This window comes from Bradyrhizobium sp. 35, from assembly GCF_023073215.1.
Taxonomy (GTDB): domain Bacteria; phylum Pseudomonadota; class Alphaproteobacteria; order Rhizobiales; family Xanthobacteraceae; genus Bradyrhizobium; species Bradyrhizobium canariense_D.
The window spans coordinates 29,696-46,736 of record NZ_JADPJC010000133.1 but is presented as its reverse complement, the minus strand read 5'-3'; the positions used below and the strand labels follow the sequence as shown (position 1 = coordinate 46,736).

The following is a 17,041-nucleotide window of genomic DNA, read 5'->3' as shown; positions in this document are numbered from 1 at the left end:
TTCAATGCGTCGTCCGCAGCTCGCGCTCGCGCTGGATCACTTCGGTGGCGAGCCGCAGATAAGCTTCGCTGCCGACGCATTTGAGATCGTAGACGAGCACCGGCTTGCCGTAGGACGGCGCCTCCGAGATGCGCACGTTGCGCGGGATCATGGTCTTGTAGACCTTCTCGCCCATGAACTGCCGGACGTCGGCAACGACCTGGTTCGAGAGATTGTTGCGCGAGTCGAACATGGTCAGCACGATGCCGTGGATCGACAGGCTCGGATTGAGCGTCGAGCGCACCTGCTCCACCGTCTGCAGCAATTGCGACAGACCTTCGAGCGCGAAGAACTCGCACTGGAGCGGCACCAGGATTGCGTCGGAAGCCGCCATCGCGTTCACGGTGATCAAGTTGAGCGAGGGCGGACAGTCGATCAGCACGTAAGTGTAATCGGCGTCGGGCGAGACGTTGTTGTTGAGCGCGCTGATCGCATCGCGCAGCTTGTACGCACGACCCGGCGTGGTGCCGAGCTCGAGCTCAAGGCCGGAGAGATCCATGGTCGAGGGCGCGATATGCAGCCGCGGCACTGCCGTCGACACCACCGCTTCCCGCAGGCTCGCCTCGCCGATCAGAACGTCATAGGTCGAGCAGGAGCGGTTGCGGCGATCGATGCCGAGTCCGGTCGAGGCATTGCCCTGCGGATCGAGATCGACGATCAGGACGCGCTCGCCGATCGCAGCGAGCGCCGTGCCGAGATTGATCGCCGTGGTTGTTTTTCCCACGCCGCCCTTCTGATTCGCCAGCGCCAGGATGCGCGGATGGCCCTGCGGGACGGCGGCGGTCTGTTCTTGCTGCGGTTCGTCAATCACGCTCATCGCAAATTCCCCCACTCGGCCCCTGACGCCTCACCCGCGCCGTTCGACGGAAGCCAGCTCGACGATCCAACCGTCGCCTGTACGGCTGTGGTGGAGCTGCGGCTGAATATTCCAATATTTAGTGGCTTCGGTCAATTCAGACTCTACATCTTGACCCTTGAGAAACAACGCCTTTGCGCCCCGGCGCATCAGCGGCTCCGCAAAGCCGATGAGTTGATGTAGCGGAGCCAGCGCACGCGCGGTGACGCAATCGACCGGGCCGGTGATTCTATCCACATTATCCCCGATCTCAGCGAGATGTACGACTCCCGGAGATGTCGTGACGCGCACGGCTTCGCGCAGGAAGGCCGCCTTCTTGGCGATTCGCTCGACCAGATGGACGCTCGCCCCGGCCGTCCCGGCCATGGCGCAGGCCAGGACGATCCCGGGAAAGCCGCCACCGCTGCCGAGGTCGGCCCAACGTTTGGCCGATGGGGCGAGAGCGACGAGCTGAAGAGAGTCGGCGATGTGCCGGGTCCAGAGGTACGGCAATGTCGAGGGCGCGACGAGGTTGGTCTTGGCCTGCCACTCCCGCAGCAGTGCGATGTAGCGATCGAGCCGGGCTTCCGTTTCATGTGAAACAGGCGCGAGGTTGAGCGCCGCAACCTTGTCGGCTGCAATGACGACGTCCCACGATCGATCGTTGGCGCTGGCCTTGTCGATCTTTGGCCGGGCAGGCGCCGGTTCGGAGCGAACACCGGCACCCTCACCCGCCGAGGGTTTTCCTGAAGACGATCTGCCGCCGCCCGGCCCGCGCTGTTTCACGTGAAACCTATGCGATTACTTTGGAAGTCTTCCGCGCTTCGCGGCGGAGATAGGCCGCAAGAATGCCGAGCGCGGCAGGCGTCATGCCGTCGATTCGGCCGGCCTGGCCAACGGTGAACGGCCGCGCGTTCTCCAGCTTGGCCCGCACCTCATTGGAGAGACCGGGGACCTGCTGGTAATCGACGTCCGACAACACCATCCCCTCGTCCCGCCTGAAGGCTTCGACGTCCGCGCTCTGGCGCTCCAGATAGACATCGTACTTCGCGTCGATCTCGAGATGGGTGGCAATGACGGGATCAATGCCGGACAGCTCGGGCCAGATCGCACGGACCTGGCTCCAGCCAATATCGGGATAGGCCATCAGTTCGAAAGCCGAGCGCCGCTGGCCGTCCCGGTTCAGGGACAGACCATGCTTGATCGCTTCGTTCGGAGTGATCGTCAGCGACTTCGAGAGCGCTCGTGCCGCATTCAGGGCGTCCATCTTGGCGCGATGATGCACCGTCCGGGCGCTGCCAACGCAGCCCAGAGCGACGCCCTTCTCGGTCAAACGCTGATCGGCATTGTCGGCACGCAGTGTCAGGCGGTACTCGGCCCTGGAGGTGAACATCCGATAGGGTTCGCTGATGCCGCGGGTGACGAGGTCGTCGACCATGACGCCAAGATAGCCATCAGCTCGGTCGAACACTGTCAGCGCGGCGCCGCTCGCAGCCAATGCCGCGTTCAGCCCGGCCACGATGCCCTGGCCGGCAGCTTCCTCGTACCCCGTGGTGCCATTGATCTGGCCGGCCAGGAACAGACCGCGCAGGCGCTTGGTCTGGAGGGTCGGATCGAGCTCACGCGGATCGATGTGGTCGTATTCGATGGCATAGCCCGGCCGGACCATCTTCACCCGCTCCAGGCCGGGAATGGTTGCGAGAATGGCGAGCTGAACGTCCTCCGGCAGCGAGGTCGAGATGCCGTTGGGATAGACAGTGCTGTCGTCGAGCCCTTCCGGCTCCAGGAAGATCTGGTGACCGTCGCGATCGCCGAAGCGAACGATCTTGTCCTCGATCGAGGGGCAATAGCGCGGTCCGGAGCTCTTGATCTGGCCGGAGTACATCGGAGAGCGATGAACATTGGCCCGGATCACCTCATGGGTGGCGGAATTGGTTCGGGTGATTCCGCACTGGATCTGCGGCGTCGTGATCCGCTCGGTCACCATCGAAAACGGCTCCGGAGGCTCGTCCCCCGGCTGCATCTCGACCGCCGACCAGTCGATCGTCGTGCCATCCAGACGCGGCGGAGTGCCCGTCTTGAGCCGTCCAAGGGTGAATCCGGCGCGCTCGAACGAGGTCGAAAGGCCCATCGCAGGCGCCTCGCCGACCCTGCCGGCGGGCCAATTCTTCTCTCCGAGATGGATCAGACCGCGAAGGAAGGTGCCGGTGGTGACGACGACAGCCCCTGCCCGAAGCTCGCGGCCATCTGCCAGGCGCAGGCCGATCACCCGTCCCTCGACCACGATCAGCTCGTCCGCTTCGCCTTCGACCACGGAAAGACCCTCGGTCTCCCGGATCGCCGCCTGCATCGCGGCCGCATAGAGCTTCCGGTCGGCCTGCGCGCGCGGACCACGGACCGCTGGGCCCTTACGGCGATTGAGAACGCGAAACTGAATACCGCCGGCGTCGCCGACCCGGCCCATCAGACCATCGAGCGCGTCGACCTCGCGAACCAGATGGCCCTTGCCGAGACCGCCAATGGCGGGATTGCAGGACATCGCGCCGACCGTGGAGAAGCGGTGCGTCACCAGAGCGGTCGCCGCGCCCATCCGGGCAGAGGCAGAAGCGGCCTCACAGCCGGCATGGCCGCCGCCAATCACAATGACGTCGAAGCTCTCTCGCTCTGTGCGCATGGACGGACTTCTAGCTCAGAGGCGGGGAAGCCGGAAGCGGAAACTGGAAAGGCGGTTGTTTCACGTGAAACGGTGCAAGCGGAGCCCAGATGTTTTTCGCGAAAACAACCCCAGGCACAGTAGAACCGCCCTTGGAAAGATTATCATTTTCAGTGGGAGAAAACGGAGCTCCCGACGCATAAAGTGTCTACTGAAGGGCCGTAACGTCCAGATGCGGCCCGGTCTCGAAGCTCGATGGCAGCGGCATACTCCCATCATCGCGAGCGGAGTGATCCGGGATCTCTCCGCTCACCCGCTCCCTTAGCTGCCACGTTTGCCAGCAAATATGGGTAATGGAGTCACGTTTTACGTGAAACGTCTCGGAACGCGACCGCAGTGTTTCACGTGAAACGAAGAAGTGGAACAAAGGCTAGTTGTACAATGAAGAACTAGGGCTACTTCCCAACGCAGAACTTCCGAAAAATCGCCCCCAGGACGTCCTCGACATCCACCCGACCCAGCAGCCGGCCCAAGGCATAGGCCGCAGCGCGCAGCTCTTCGGCGGCAAGCTCCTCGCCGTCTTCTACAAGCTCCAGACTCCGCCGCAAGCTGTCCGACGCCCGGCGCAGCAAATCCCGCTGCCGGGCCCGGGTCACCAACGCGCCCTCAGTCGTTCCGAAGAAGTCGGCGGCGAATTTCACCATAGCATCGACCAGCGCGGGAATGCCGTCCCCCCGGCTGGCGGCGATTCCGAACTCACCGTACAGGCCGACGTCCTCGACCCCGCCGAGATCGATCTTGTTGCGCACGATCCAGACCGAACCGCCGGAGCGGCTGCCTGCATTGCCGGACTTCCCCAGCAACGGCATTGCGGCCGGATCGACCGCGCGCCCCGCCTCCACCAGCCACAACACGAGGTCGGCGTCTTCGGCTCGGGCTCGCGCCCGGCGAACACCCTCCTGCTCCACCGGATCGTCGGTCTCGCGAATGCCGGCCGTGTCGATCACCGTGACGGGATAGCCATCAAGATCGAGCTGCACCTCGATCACATCGCGTGTCGTGCCGGCATGCGGCGAGACGATCGCGACGTCGCGGCGCGCGAGCTGGTTGATCAGCGTCGACTTGCCGACATTCGGCTCGCCCGCGATCGCAACCACCAGGCCGTCGCGCAAGCGTTCAGCTTGTCCCTGTGCCGCAAGGACTTCTGCGATTTCGTCATGCAGCGCACTGATCGCCTTGACCGCAGGCGCTCTCAACTCGGCGGGCACATCGCCCTCGTCGGAGAAATCGATGCCGGCCTCGATCAAGGCCGAGGCGTCGATGATGCGCTCGCGCCAGTCGCGCGCGCGATTGCCGAGGAGACCCTGCAACTGCCGCAACGCCTGGCGGCGCTGGCGGTCGGTGTCGGCATGAATGAGATCGTCGAGGCCCTCCGCCTCGGTCAGGTCGAGCTTGCCGTTCTCGAAGGCGCGCCGGGTGAATTCGCCCGGTTCGGCAGCTCGCATATTCGGAATTACGGAAATTGCGGTAAACAGTGCGGCCAGCACCGCGCGGCCGCCATGGACGTGAAATTCGGCGACGTCCTCGCCGGTCGCGCTGCCGGGCCCCGGAAACCACAACACCACCGAATCGTCGATCGGCTGGCCCACGCCGTCATGAAGGAGCCGGCGGCTGGCCTGCCTCGGCGCCGGCAGCTTGCCCGCCAGCGTCGTCAGCACCAGGCTGGCGCCTGGCCCGGAGACACGCACCGCCGCAAGCGCACTTGGCGGACGGCCAGACGACAGTGCAAAGATGGTGTGGTCTCGCGGATACATAGCCTATTTGTCCGGCTGAAAGGGAAAAGGCAAACATCCGTTTCGGCTGACAAATCGAGCGATTATGCTGCTTGGATTCTCGCAGCAAAACCAATAGTGCGATGCAATAAATTCGCGAGCGTCTACTGCAAGAACCACTTGCAACGGAATGAGCGGCATCCCTCGATCCGCTATTCATAAATTATATCAACATCTTAGACGACGCCTACTCCAGACGACAACGCCCCGCCATGCTGCAGCTCGCTGCAACAAAGTCGCACAAAGAAAAAGGGCGCCCGAAGGCGCCCTTTGGATCATGTTGCACTGCAATCAGGTGTTCATCGAATCGAAGAACTCGGAATTGCTCTTGGTCGAGCGCAGCTTGTCGAGCAGGAAGTCGATGCCGTCCATCGTCCCCATCGGATTCAGGATGCGGCGGAGTACGTACATCTTCTTCAAGACCACCGGATCGGTGATCAGCTCTTCCTTACGGGTGCCGGAGCGCGAAATGTCGATCGCCGGGAAGGTCCGCTTGTCCGACACCTTGCGATCGAGGATCAGCTCGGAGTTGCCGGTGCCCTTGAACTCTTCGAAGATGACTTCGTCCATACGGCTGCCGGTATCAACCAGCGCAGTCGCGATGATCGTCAGCGAGCCGCCCTCTTCGATGTTGCGGGCGGCGCCGAAGAACCGCTTCGGCCGCTGCAGCGCGTTGGCATCGACACCGCCGGTCAGCACCTTGCCCGATGACGGCACCACGGTGTTGTAGGCGCGGCCGAGGCGCGTGATGGAGTCCAGCAGGATCACGACGTCGCGGCCATGCTCAACCAGACGCTTGGCCTTCTCGATCACCATCTCGGCGACCTGGACATGGCGCACCGCCGGCTCGTCGAAGGTCGAGGAGACGACCTCGCCCTTCACCGAGCGCTGCATGTCCGTGACTTCTTCCGGACGTTCGTCGATCAGGAGCACGATCAGATAGCACTCGGGATGATTATGCGCGATCGAGTGCGCGATGTTCTGCATCAGCACGGTCTTGCCCGTGCGCGGCGGCGCGACGATCAGCGCGCGCTGACCCTTGCCGATCGGCGCAACGATGTCGATCACCCTTGCAGACAGGTCTTTCCGCGTGGGGTCGTCGATTTCCATGCGGAAGCGCTGATTCGGAAACAGCGGCGTGAGGTTGTCGAAATTGACCTTGTGCTTGGCCTTTTCCGGGTCCTCGAAATTGAGCGTGTTGACCTTCAGCAGCGCGAAATAGCGCTCGCCCTCCTTCGGGCTGCGGATGTGGCCTTCGATAGTGTCGCCGGTGCGCAGGCCAAAACGGCGGATCTGCGAGGGCGAAACGTAGATGTCATCCGGGCCCGGCAGATAATTCGCATCGGGCGAGCGGAGGAAGCCGAAGCCGTCGGAGAGAACCTCGACGACGCCTTCGCCGACGATGTCGGTCTCGGCGAGCGCAAGCTGCTTGAGGATGGCGAACAGCAGCTCCTGCTTGCGCATGGTGCTGGCATTCTCGACCCCATTCTCTTCCGCGAACGAGACGAGCTCGGCCGGCGTCTTCGACTTGAGGTCCTGGAGTTTGATTTCCCGCATTGGGGTGGTCCTGTGGGGTAACCTGGGAGGGGGGTGCGAGGAGGCTCTGAAATGCGGACGCGAAAAGGTAAGGTCCGCAGGTCTGGCAAGGAGAGCGCCGGTGAGGCTTCAAACCTGATGGGGTGTCCGGCCTCTGGAAAGCTCAGACACGACCACATCCGCCTGCGTTGGGTGGGATATCGCTAATATAGAAAATCGCCTCACACTCCGCAAGCAGAAGCACTGAGCGATTGTTCGCGACCGCTGCCTAGAACGGCTTCACGATCACCATGATGACGATCAGAATCATCAAGGCAGTTGGTACCTCGTTGATAATCCGATAGAATTTCTGGCTCCGGGGGCGCCGGTCCGCCGCGAAATCCTTCAGCCAGCGCGAAAAAAAGCCGTGGACCGCGGACATCGCCAGGACCAGTGCCAGTTTTACGTGCAGCCAGCCGAAAGTGAACCAGTGTCCAGCCCAGGCGAGGTAGAGCCCGGCGAGCCAGGTCACGATCATAGCGGGGTTGATGATCGCCTTGAACAGCCGCCGTTCCATGATCTTGAACGTTTCCGACTGCTGCGAGCCGACTTCAGCCTCGCAATGATAAACGAACAGCCGTGGCAAATAGAGCATGCCCGCCATCCAGGAAATGACGGCGATCACATGCAGCGCCTTGATCCAGAGGTAGACGTCTTCAAACATGTCTGGGGGTCCGGATTCCTGCCCAGCCGAGGGGAAACGTTGGGGATAGTAAGAACTCGTTAAGGTCTTGCCTGCACACATATCCGTCCGTAGCGCCCTTCTCCAATAAGAATCTTAGATTCTTAAGGTTTGAGTCTATGTGACGGTGAATTGGACTCACACATCTCCGTCCGCCCGTTCACACGCGCTTGTTCACATCCATCAACATATCCTCTGACAGCTCCGGCCGCTTTCGATAAGTCGGTCAGCTTCAAAGGCTTGCGCGTTTCTGTCGGCAGCTTATCAAGAGGGTTATCGACGCAATCCCGTTTCCCTTTCGGGAGGGCGTCGAAGTTGTTCTCAGGGGCAGCGGTGTGAAGAAAATCCGCCGTTGTCCCGCCCCCGGTGTCGCACATCCCTTTCCGGGAGGTTAAGCTCCACAGAAATCCACAAACCACACCGACTCCATACAAAGGGCTTTTGTGCCGACTTCGAACAATTATTTCCATCTGCACCTCGTCTCCGACTCCACCGGTGAGACGCTGATCACGGTCGCGCGCGCCGTTGCCGCCCAGTACGCCAACGTGACCCCGGTCGAGCACGTCTATCCGCTGGTGCGCAGCCAGAAACAGCTCGATCGCGTGCTCGACGAGATCGAGGAAGCGCCGGGAATCGTGCTGTTCACGCTGCTCGAGAAGGATCTGGTTTCGAGGCTCGAGGATAAGTGCAAGGGGATCAATGTTCCGAGCCTGTCGATCATCGGGCCGGTGATGCAGTTGTTCGAGGCCTATCTCGGAGCTGCCACGACCGGCCGGGTCGGCGCCCAGCACGTGCTCAATGCCGAATACTTCAAGCGTATCGACGCGTTGAACTACACGATGATCCACGATGACGGCCAGCATGTCGAAGGGCTCGACGACGCGGACGTGGTGCTCGTCGGCGTTTCCCGCACCTCCAAGACCCCGACGTCGATCTACCTTGCCAACCGAGGCATCCGCACTGCCAACGTGCCGCTGGTTCCAGGCATTCCGGTGCCCTCGCAACTGGAGACGTTGACGCGACCGCTGGTGGTGAGCTTGCATGCGACGCCGGAACGATTGATCCAGGTGCGCACGAACCGCCTGCTCTCCATGGGGGCCGATTCCAGCAGCGACACTTATACCGACAAGCAATCGGTCGCCGAGGAGGTCGCATTTGCCCGCAAGCTGAGCGCCAAGCACGATTGGCCGCTGCTCGACGTCACGCGGCGCTCGATCGAGGAAACCGCCGCGGCGATCATGAAACTTTACAGCGATCGTCAGCGTAACCGGCCTTCTGAATAGCTTTGGGATAGTTTCGCGATGGGTCTCTGGCTCGGCAAATCTTCGTTGATCCTGGCCTCGCAGAGCAGCGCGAGAAAGATGCTCCTGGCGAATGCCGGGCTCGAGTTCAAGGCGATCACGGCTGATATCGACGAGCGCGGCATCCAGGCCGCCTCCGGGCTTTCTGGTCCGCGCGAGATTGCCCTGCTGCTGGCGCGCGAAAAAGCCAAGGCAGTCTCGGCCCATCACGTTGGAAGCACCGTCATTGGTGCTGATCAAACGCTGGCGCTTGGCGATCGCCTCTTCAACAAGCCAGCGGGCCGCGCCCAGGCGCTGGCGCAGCTGCGCGATCTCTCCGGCCATAGCCATGAGCTGAATTCCGCCGTGGCGATCGCACGCGATGGCGAGATCATCTTCGAGGACGTCTCGGTTGCCTGCCTCACGATGCGGCAGATGACCGAGGCCGAGCTTTCGGCCTATCTCGACATCGCCGGCGGCGCCGTCAGCACCAGCGTCGGCGGCTATCAGCTCGAAAGCCTGGGGATCCATTTGTTCGAGCGTATCGAGGGCGACCACTTCACCATTCTCGGCTTGCCGCTGCTGCCGCTGCTTGCGTTCCTGCGGCGCGAGCGGCTAGTTGCGGTGTGACTGGCAGATATGGTTGGGCGCTGATGCGGATCCTGGGACTGACCGGCTCGATCGGGATGGGCAAATCCACCACCGCGAAATTGTTCGCGGAGGCTGGCGTGCCTGTCTACGATGCCGATGCGGCCGTCCATCAGCTCTATGAGGGCGAGGCCGCACCCGCGATCGAGGCCGCCTTCCCCGGCACTACCGCGAACGGCAAGGTTGATCGGCCAAAACTCTCGGCGCGTGTGGTGCACGATCCTGCGGCCATCAAGCAGCTCGAGCAGATCGTCCATCCGATGCTCGGCGCTTCCCGGAAAAAGTTCTTCGCCGACGCCGAAGCCGCCAACGCGCCGGTCGTGGTGCTGGACATACCGCTGCTGTTCGAGACGGGTGGCGAGACGCGGGTCGATGCCGTAGTCGTCGTCACCACGTCTCCGGAACTGCAGCGCGAGCGGGTGCTGGCGCGCGGCACGATGGACGAGGCCAAGCTCGACGCCATCATCGCCAAGCAGACACCCGATGCGGAAAAGCGCAGGCGTGCCGATTTCGTGGTGGATACATCCCACGGACTCGAACCGGTGCGCGCCCAAATCGCGCACATCCTCGCCGACGTCGTTAAGATGCCGCAGCGGCGCGCCTGATTCGCCGCCTGACACGGCTTCCCAGATCATGCGCGAAATCGTTCTCGACACAGAAACCACCGGCCTTGACCCGTTGCGGGGAGATCGCCTGGTCGAAATCGGCTGCGTCGAGATGCTCAATCGCATGCCGACGGGGCAGAGTTTCCACGTCTACATCAATCCCGAAAGGGACATGCCGGCAGAAGCCTTTGCGGTGCACGGGCTGTCGGCCGAATTCCTGGCGACGAAGCAGCTGTTTCACGAGGTCGTCGACGATTTTCTGGAGTTCATCGGCGACGCGCCGCTGGTGATCCACAATGCCTCGTTCGACATCAGCTTCATCAATGCCGAGCTCGACCGGATCAAGCGCCCGGCGATCCCGCGCGAGCGGCTGGTCGATACGCTGCTGCTGGCTCGGCGCAAGCATCCCGGCGTGTCGAACCGGCTCGACGATCTCTGCTCACGCTATGCGATCGACAATTCACGCCGCACCAAGCACGGCGCATTGCTCGACGCCGAGCTGCTTGCGGAAGTCTATGTGGATCTGGTCGGGGCGCGGCAGTCGCAGCTGCTGCTTGCTTCGGAATCCGAAGAGACTCGCGCCAATGGGGCTGCCGATGCGCCTCGGCGGCAACGGCCGGCGCCGCTCACCCCGCGCATTTCGGACGCCGAGCGCGAGGCCCACCGGGCCTTCATCGCAACGCTCGGCGACAAGGCGATCTGGAACGAGTTCTTGCCCGCTCCAGCCGCCCCTTTGGCTGGTTAAGCCTGGCCGCTCGGCTGAGCGGCCATTTGCCGCTCCATGTTCTGGCGATAGAGGCCGACGAAGTCGACCGGATCCAGCATCAAAGGCGGGAACCCGCCGTCGCGCACGGCAGTGGCGATGATCTCACGGGCAAACGGGAACAGCAGGCGCGGGCATTCGATCATGACCAGCGGATGCAAATTGTCCTTCGGCACGTTGGAGATGCGGAAGACGCCGGCATAAGCGAGCTCGAACGAGAACATGATCTTGCCGGCGGTCTCGGCCTTGCCCTCGACCGACAGCGTCACCTCGAACTCCTGTTCGCTGAGATTGTTGGCGCTGACATTGATCTGGATGTTGATCTGGGGCGGCTGGCTCTGCTGCTGGAGCGAGCTGGGCGCATTCGGATTTTCGAACGAGAGGTCCTTGGTATATTGCGCCAGGACGTTGAGCTGGGGAGCCTGGGCCGCCTCGGGAGGGGTGCCGTTACCGTTGGTCATAAGAGTGTCTCCTTACCCGATTGGGCTGAATTTCGCGGCGGTTGGCTAACATAGGGCTACCTCGTTCCACAAGGACGAACGGTCCCGGATGGGGAATTCCGGCCACGCCCACAACTGTGGCGTTCACCCCGGCGATCCAGCGCAACTGCGCCTTAAACGATTGAAGATGCGCGATTTCCGGGCAGGATCGGGTTTCCCCTTAAGCATAAAACGCGCTACACTCGGTGCTGTGCCAAAAGGCGCCATTGGCCGGGCAAGATTTCGTGCCTACATCCCACGGACCTGACGCGCGGACCCAAAATGGTGATGTAGACTTGCCGTTCCGGTATGGAACGGTCTACTGGCCGGATCGATTTTCCCGGCACGATCCTTTCGAGACGGCCCCTTCTACAGACGACCAGAAAGCGAATACGACGTGGACATCTACACCATCATCTTCCTGGCGCTGGCGGTCTTCATCTTTCTGAGGCTGCGCAGCGTGCTGGGGCAGCGCACGGGCAACGAGCGGCCGCCGTTCGACCGCAACGCGCTCCAGGGCGCCCAGGACAAGAACGTCGTCACCATGCCGGGCAAGGTCATCGACCAGGCTCCCTTGGCGCCGACGGCCGAGCCGACCCCGCCCTCCGACCGTTGGAAGGGCCTGACCGAGCCGGGCACCGTGCTCGCCCAGGGTCTCGACGCCATCGTCGAAAAGGATTCCACCTTCGATCCGCGGCATTTCATCTCCGGCGCCCGCGGCGCCTATGAGATGATCGTGCTGGCCTTTGCCAATGGCGACCGCCGCGCGCTGCGCGACCTGCTGTCGTCGGAGGTCTATGAAAGCTTCGATGCCGCGATCAAGGAGCGCGAGAAGAACGAGCAGAAGACCGAGACGCGTTTTGTCTCGATCGACAAGGCCGAGCTCGTCGGCGCCGAACTGCGCGACCGCACCGCCCAGCTCACGATCCGCTTCGTCTCGCAGATGATCTCGGCCACCCGGGACAAGGCCGGCAACATCGTCGACGGAAGCGCCGACACGGTCGCCGACATCACCGACATCTGGACTTTCGCCCGCGACATCACTTCTCGCGATCCGAACTGGAAGCTGGTTGGCACCGGAAGCGCGAATTAAGGTTTTCCTGAAGACCAGCGCGACGGCGCTTTGCGCAGGTGCCGTCGCGCTGTCGTCGTTTTCACTCGGCGCTGAGGCGGCGCGGCGCCACTATCGCAGCCATCACCATCATCTCCCGGAATTGCCTGCCGCGCCGCCGCGCGCCTTGCCATATCCGCAGCTTCCCCTGCCGCTCGAAATTCCCGGCGCCCAATATCTGCCGCTGGCCTGGGCCGACGTGAAGGGCTGGGGCGACGACAATCATCTCGCCGCCTACAAGACCTTTCGCGCGAGCTGCCGTCCGATCAACGCGCAGACCGGCGCTCCCGAACCGAAGGCTTTGGGCGCCTCGCTGGGCGAACCCTGCCGGGTCGCCAAATCGCTCGAGCTTACCGACGACGCTCGGGCCAAAACCTTCTTCGAGGAGAATTTTGCGCCGCTGCGGATCTCGCGCCTCGGCGAGCCCGATGGTTTCGTCACCGGCTATTACGAACCGGTGCTGGAGGGATCGCGCACGCAGACCGACGTCTACAATGTCCCGGTCTATCGCCGCCCCTCGAATCTCTTTGTGCGCGGTTACAAGCAGGATTCGGTCAGCCTGCCCAACAAGGGCCCGGTCTATCGCAAGATCGGCCGCCGCAAGCTCGTGCCTTATTACGACCGCGCCGAGATCGAGGACGGCAAGATCGCCGGCCGCGGACTCGAGATTGCCTGGCTGAAGGACCCGACCGATCTGCTGTTCGCCCAGATCCAGGGTTCGGCGCGGATCAAGTTCGACGACGGCGGCACGGTCCGGCTCAACTACGACGCCTATAACGGCTATCCCTATACGGCGGTCGGTCGCATCCTGATCGAGCGCGGCATCATTCCAAAGGAAGAGATGTCGATGCAGAAGATCAGGGAGTGGATGGCGCAGACCCCTGACGGTGCCAAGGAGCTGCGCCGCCAGAACCGCTCCTACATCTTCTTTCGCGAGGTCAATCTATCCGACAAGGAGGAGGCGGTCGGCGCGCAAGGCATTCCGTTGACGGCCGGCCGCTCGATCGCGGTCGACAAATCGCTCCACGTCTACGGCACCCCGTTTTTCATCGAAGGCGAGCTGCCGATCGATTCCGAACGCGCGAAGACGCCGTTCCATCGCTTGATGATCGCGCAGGACACGGGCTCGGCCATCATCGGTCCGGCGCGCGCCGATCTCTATTTCGGCGCGGGTCAGGATGCCGGCCGGGTCTCCGGACGGCTGCGCCATGCCATGCATTTCGTGATGCTGGTGCCGAAGAGCCTCGATCCCACAACGCGCGGCGCGCGGCTCCCGGTGCCGGACCCGCGGCCCTCGGAGAAGATCGCAAAGCTGTTTCCGCAAACGGAGCCTGCGAAGGACAAGCCGCCTGCCGAGCTGCAAAGCAAGAGCGAGACGGTCGCTGTCGCCGGTCCAGTCCCGCTGCCGGTGCCGCGTCCCGTGATCGAGCCAGTTCAGGAGCCGCGGCGGCCGGTGAAAAATCGCTCCCATCGGCAACAATGAAGCGATCGTCCCGTCCGCCCGTGCTGGAGCCTCGTCCCTCGCCGCGCCGTCGCGCGCTGAGTGAGGAAGAGCGCGCGCTGTGGGATACGGTCGCAAAGCAGGTCAAGCCGCTGAGAAAGCATCGTGCGGCGAAGGCGCAAGCTGCACCACGCACCGAGTCTTCGCCTGCAGCGCCCGCCCCCCGGATTGCGCCGTCGCCACGTCCGATTGCCGCTGCCCCGGCACCGCGCGCAGCGAAGCCGGCGGTGCCGCCGCTGGCGCCGCTCGGCAAGCGCGAGCGCACAAAGCTGTCGCGCGGGCGCAGCGAGATCGAGGCGCGGCTCGATCTGCACGGCATGACCCAGATGCGTGCCCACCGCGCGCTGAGCGGCTTCCTGCACCGCGCCCATCATGACGGCCTGACCTTCGTGCTGGTCATCACCGGCAAGGGCCGAAGCGGCGGCGAAAGCGGCGTGCTGCGCCGTCAGGTGCCGGAATGGCTGAGCCTGCCGGAATTCCGGGCCTTCGTCGTCGGATTCGAAGAGGCCGGTATCGGCCATGGCGGCGAGGGCGCGCTCTACGTGCGGATCAGGCGGGCGAGATATTAGAACGGCCGCACGATTCCGACGCGCGGGATCAATGTGACAATCAGGCCGAAGATATTTGTCGTCTGATCTTCCGCCGAAATCAGCGGCGTCTCGCGTGCGGCGGGCAGCATCTTCACCGCGTGCAGGATCAGGAACATGCAGACTGCCCAGTTCGAGATCCAGCGCGAATAGTCGAATACCATCGCGAACATCACGACATAGGCGAGGCTGACGCCGATCAGCGCCGCAATGACGAGGCGGCGATGCGTGTCGCTTGCGAGCGCGCCGATCAAATTCGCAAAATAGCGCCACAGCGGTGTGTGCAGCCAGATCAGCAGCGCGAACACGGGCACGCCGAGGATGTTGTGCGGCAGGCGGCCCCAGGTGTCGGAAATCTCCTTCGCCAACGGCTGATACCAGATGTAGGCAAACTGCAGCAGGTCGGTCCGCGACGGATCGGCCATCCGGCTCTTCAGATCGGCGACGAAATCCGCCTCCGGGACCGGCATCGTTCCCCAAAACTGCGCGGCGAAGAACAGCGCGGAGACGGCCAGCAGGGCCATGATGCCGAACGCGACATTGGTGCGATCGCAGCCATGCGCTAGATAATGCCTGATCACGACGATGGTGATGATGGTCGGCACATACATCAAGAGATGGATGTGGTGGATCAGGACGAGAACGATCGAGAACAGCGCAGCCAGCGCCACGAACAGCAGCGAGCCGGCCGGCACCAGCAGCAGGACGATCGCCAGCGCGCAGCCATAGATGTCGAAATGGCCGAGCGTGTGCATGAAGTTCTTGAGGAAGAACGGCGAGCCCGCGATGAAGACGAACGTCGGCAATGTCTTCGCGGTGAAGCCGAACGTTGTCTGGAATAGTCTTGCGTACAGCCCGAGCGTCACCAGCCATGTAGCGCCGCCGAGCGCGAACACCAGCCATAGCGGCACCTTGTCGGTGAACAGCGCGACGATCGTCCCGATCAGCGCGCGCTTGATGAAGCCAAAATGGTAATCGACGAGGAGGTGGATGTAGGGGACGTAAGGCGGCAGCTGGATCTTGTGAACGAAGACGCCAACGATGATTGCCGCGTTGATCGCGAGCAGCAGGCGCCAGGGGTTTTGCAGGAAGCGTGCGGTCACGCCGCATCCATAGCGCGACCGTCCGGAATTACAAAATGAACCGGCTCAAATCCGCGTTCTTGGCGAGGTCGCCGACGTGCTTCTGCACGAAATCGGCGTCGACCCTGACGGTCTCGCCGCTGCGATCTGGGGCGGTGAAGGAGATCTCGTCCAGCACCCGCTCCATCACGGTCTGCAGCCGCCGCGCGCCGATGTTCTCGACGGTGGAATTCACGGCCACCGCGACGTCCGCAAGCGCGTCGATGGCGTTGTCGGTGATGTCGAGCGTGACGCCTTCGGTCTGCATCAGCGCGACATATTGCTTGATCAGCGAAGCCTCCGGCTCGGTCAGGATGCGGCGCATGTCGTCACGGGTCAGCGCCTGCAGCTCGACGCGGATCGGCAGGCGGCCCTGCAATTCCGGCAGCAAATCGGACGGTTTTGCGACGTGGAAGGCGCCTGAGGCAATGAACAGGATGTGGTCGGTCTTCACCGCGCCGTGCTTGGTCGAGACGGTGGTGCCCTCGATCAGCGGCAGCAGGTCGCGCTGCACGCCCTCGCGCGAGACGTCGCCGCCGGCGCGGCCTTCGCGGGCGCAGATCTTGTCGATCTCGTCCAGGAACACGATGCCGTTGTTCTCGACCGCACTGATCGCCTCCATCGTCAACTGATCGCTGTCGAGCAGCTTGTCGGATTCCTCGTTGATGAGGATCTCGTGCGAGCTCTCCACCGTCAGCCGCCGCGTCTTGCTGCGTCCGCCGAGCTTGCCGAAGATGTCGCCGATCGAAACCGCGCCCATCTGCGCGCCAGGCATGCCCGGGATCTCGAACATCGGAAAGCCGCTGCCGCCGCCTTGCGTCTCGATCTCGATTTCCTTGTCGTTGAGCTCGCCCGCGCGCAGCTTCTTGCGGAAGGAGTCCCGCGTCGCGGCGCTGGAATTGGCGCCGACCAGGGCATCAAGTACGCGCTCCTCAGCGGCGAGCTGCGCACGTGCCTGCACGTCTTTGCGCTTGCGCTCGCGGACCTGAGAAATCGCGACCTCGACGAGATCGCGCACGATCTGCTCGACGTCGCGGCCGACATAGCCGACCTCGGTGAATTTCGTCGCCTCGACCTTCAGGAACGGCGCGTTGGCAAGCTTGGCGAGCCGCCGCGCGATCTCGGTCTTGCCGACCCCGGTCGGGCCGATCATCAGGATGTTCTTCGGCAGCACCTCTTCGCGCAAGGAGCCTTCGAGCTGCTGCCGCCGCCAGCGGTTGCGCAGCGCGATCGAGACGGCGCGCTTGGCATCGGCCTGGCCGACGATGAAACGGTCGAGTTCGGAAACGATTTCGCGGGGGGAGAAGTCTGTCATGGGACCTTAGCTAGG

The 17,041-nt window shown here is 63.1% G+C and carries 16 protein-coding genes; 7 read left to right on the top strand and 9 right to left on the bottom strand.

What is annotated here, in order from left to right:
- Position 1: 1 nt before the first annotated feature.
- From IVB36_RS27215 to hemJ, 6 genes are all read right to left on the bottom strand, one after another.
- The gene (locus IVB36_RS27215) at positions 2-856 is read right to left on the bottom strand and encodes a ParA family protein (protein WP_018459645.1); all 855 of its coding nucleotides are present in this window, start codon (positions 854-856) and stop codon (positions 2-4) included.
- A 30-nt stretch (positions 857-886) separates the two neighbouring features.
- Positions 887-1,660 (bottom strand): 16S rRNA (guanine(527)-N(7))-methyltransferase RsmG, encoded by a 774-nt coding sequence (rsmG, locus tag IVB36_RS27210; RefSeq protein WP_018459644.1) that lies wholly within the window; start codon positions 1,658-1,660, stop codon positions 887-889.
- A 7-nt stretch (positions 1,661-1,667) separates the two neighbouring features.
- Positions 1,668-3,548 carry a tRNA uridine-5-carboxymethylaminomethyl(34) synthesis enzyme MnmG gene (gene mnmG / locus IVB36_RS27205; RefSeq protein ID WP_018459643.1) on the bottom strand — a complete coding sequence of 627 codons (1,881 nt, stop codon included), beginning with the start codon at positions 3,546-3,548 and terminating at the stop codon, positions 1,668-1,670.
- A gap of 434 nt (positions 3,549-3,982) precedes the next feature.
- Complete coding sequence (gene mnmE, locus IVB36_RS27200) at positions 3,983-5,341, bottom strand: tRNA uridine-5-carboxymethylaminomethyl(34) synthesis GTPase MnmE (protein ID WP_247393694.1); 1,359 nt, start codon at positions 5,339-5,341, stop codon at positions 3,983-3,985.
- A 309-nt stretch (positions 5,342-5,650) separates the two neighbouring features.
- Complete coding sequence (gene rho / locus IVB36_RS27195; protein WP_007598612.1) at positions 5,651-6,916, bottom strand: transcription termination factor Rho; 1,266 nt, start codon at positions 6,914-6,916, stop codon at positions 5,651-5,653.
- Between the two features lie 247 nt (positions 6,917-7,163).
- Entirely contained in the window at positions 7,164-7,598 is a 435-nt protein-coding gene (gene hemJ, locus IVB36_RS27190; protein WP_018459641.1) for a protoporphyrinogen oxidase HemJ, read from the bottom strand.
- Between the two features lie 461 nt (positions 7,599-8,059).
- Between hemJ and IVB36_RS27185 the strand changes: the two genes are divergently transcribed.
- From IVB36_RS27185 to dnaQ, 4 genes are read left to right on the top strand one after another with little or no spacing between them, the layout of a single operon-like run.
- Positions 8,060-8,899 carry a pyruvate, water dikinase regulatory protein gene (locus IVB36_RS27185; RefSeq protein ID WP_018459640.1) on the top strand — a complete coding sequence of 280 codons (840 nt, stop codon included), beginning with the start codon at positions 8,060-8,062 and terminating at the stop codon, positions 8,897-8,899.
- 18 nt (positions 8,900-8,917) lie between these two features.
- Positions 8,918-9,526, top strand: a complete 609-nt coding sequence (locus IVB36_RS27180; RefSeq protein WP_247295824.1) for a Maf family nucleotide pyrophosphatase — start codon at positions 8,918-8,920, stop codon at positions 9,524-9,526.
- A 23-nt stretch (positions 9,527-9,549) separates the two neighbouring features.
- Positions 9,550-10,149: a dephospho-CoA kinase gene (gene coaE, locus IVB36_RS27175; RefSeq protein ID WP_085349243.1), complete on the top strand. Its 600-nt coding sequence runs from the start codon at positions 9,550-9,552 to the stop codon at positions 10,147-10,149.
- A gap of 28 nt (positions 10,150-10,177) precedes the next feature.
- On the top strand, positions 10,178-10,894 hold the full coding sequence (dnaQ, locus tag IVB36_RS27170; RefSeq protein ID WP_018459637.1) for a DNA polymerase III subunit epsilon: 717 nt from the start codon (positions 10,178-10,180) through the stop codon (positions 10,892-10,894).
- Here the strand turns inward: dnaQ and secB are convergent.
- Entirely contained in the window at positions 10,891-11,373 is a 483-nt protein-coding gene (gene secB, locus IVB36_RS27165; protein WP_007598595.1) for a protein-export chaperone SecB, read from the bottom strand. The two genes, dnaQ and secB, sit on opposite strands and share 4 nt — an antisense overlap.
- 415 nt (positions 11,374-11,788) lie before the next feature.
- Between secB and IVB36_RS27160 the strand changes: the two genes are divergently transcribed.
- Genes IVB36_RS27160 through IVB36_RS27150 form a run of 3 tightly spaced genes read left to right on the top strand, consistent with a single transcriptional unit; the run spans position 11,789 to position 14,572 of the window.
- Entirely contained in the window at positions 11,789-12,484 is a 696-nt protein-coding gene (locus IVB36_RS27160; RefSeq protein ID WP_007604067.1) for a Tim44/TimA family putative adaptor protein, read from the top strand.
- Positions 12,462-13,985: an MltA domain-containing protein gene (locus IVB36_RS27155; protein ID WP_018459636.1), complete on the top strand. Its 1,524-nt coding sequence runs from the start codon at positions 12,462-12,464 to the stop codon at positions 13,983-13,985. Before IVB36_RS27160 ends, IVB36_RS27155 begins: the two co-directional genes overlap by 23 nt.
- Positions 13,982-14,572 carry a Smr/MutS family protein gene (locus tag IVB36_RS27150; RefSeq protein ID WP_018459635.1) on the top strand — a complete coding sequence of 197 codons (591 nt, stop codon included), beginning with the start codon at positions 13,982-13,984 and terminating at the stop codon, positions 14,570-14,572. Before IVB36_RS27155 ends, IVB36_RS27150 begins: the two co-directional genes overlap by 4 nt.
- Here the strand turns inward: IVB36_RS27150 and IVB36_RS27145 are convergent.
- Positions 14,569-15,693, bottom strand: a complete 1,125-nt coding sequence (locus IVB36_RS27145) for a hypothetical protein (RefSeq protein ID WP_018459634.1) — start codon at positions 15,691-15,693, stop codon at positions 14,569-14,571. The two genes, IVB36_RS27150 and IVB36_RS27145, sit on opposite strands and share 4 nt — an antisense overlap.
- Positions 15,694-15,721: 28 nt before the next feature.
- Positions 15,722-17,026, bottom strand: a complete 1,305-nt coding sequence (gene hslU / locus IVB36_RS27140; RefSeq protein WP_018459633.1) for an ATP-dependent protease ATPase subunit HslU — start codon at positions 17,024-17,026, stop codon at positions 15,722-15,724.
- Positions 17,027-17,041: the final 15 nt, after the last annotated feature.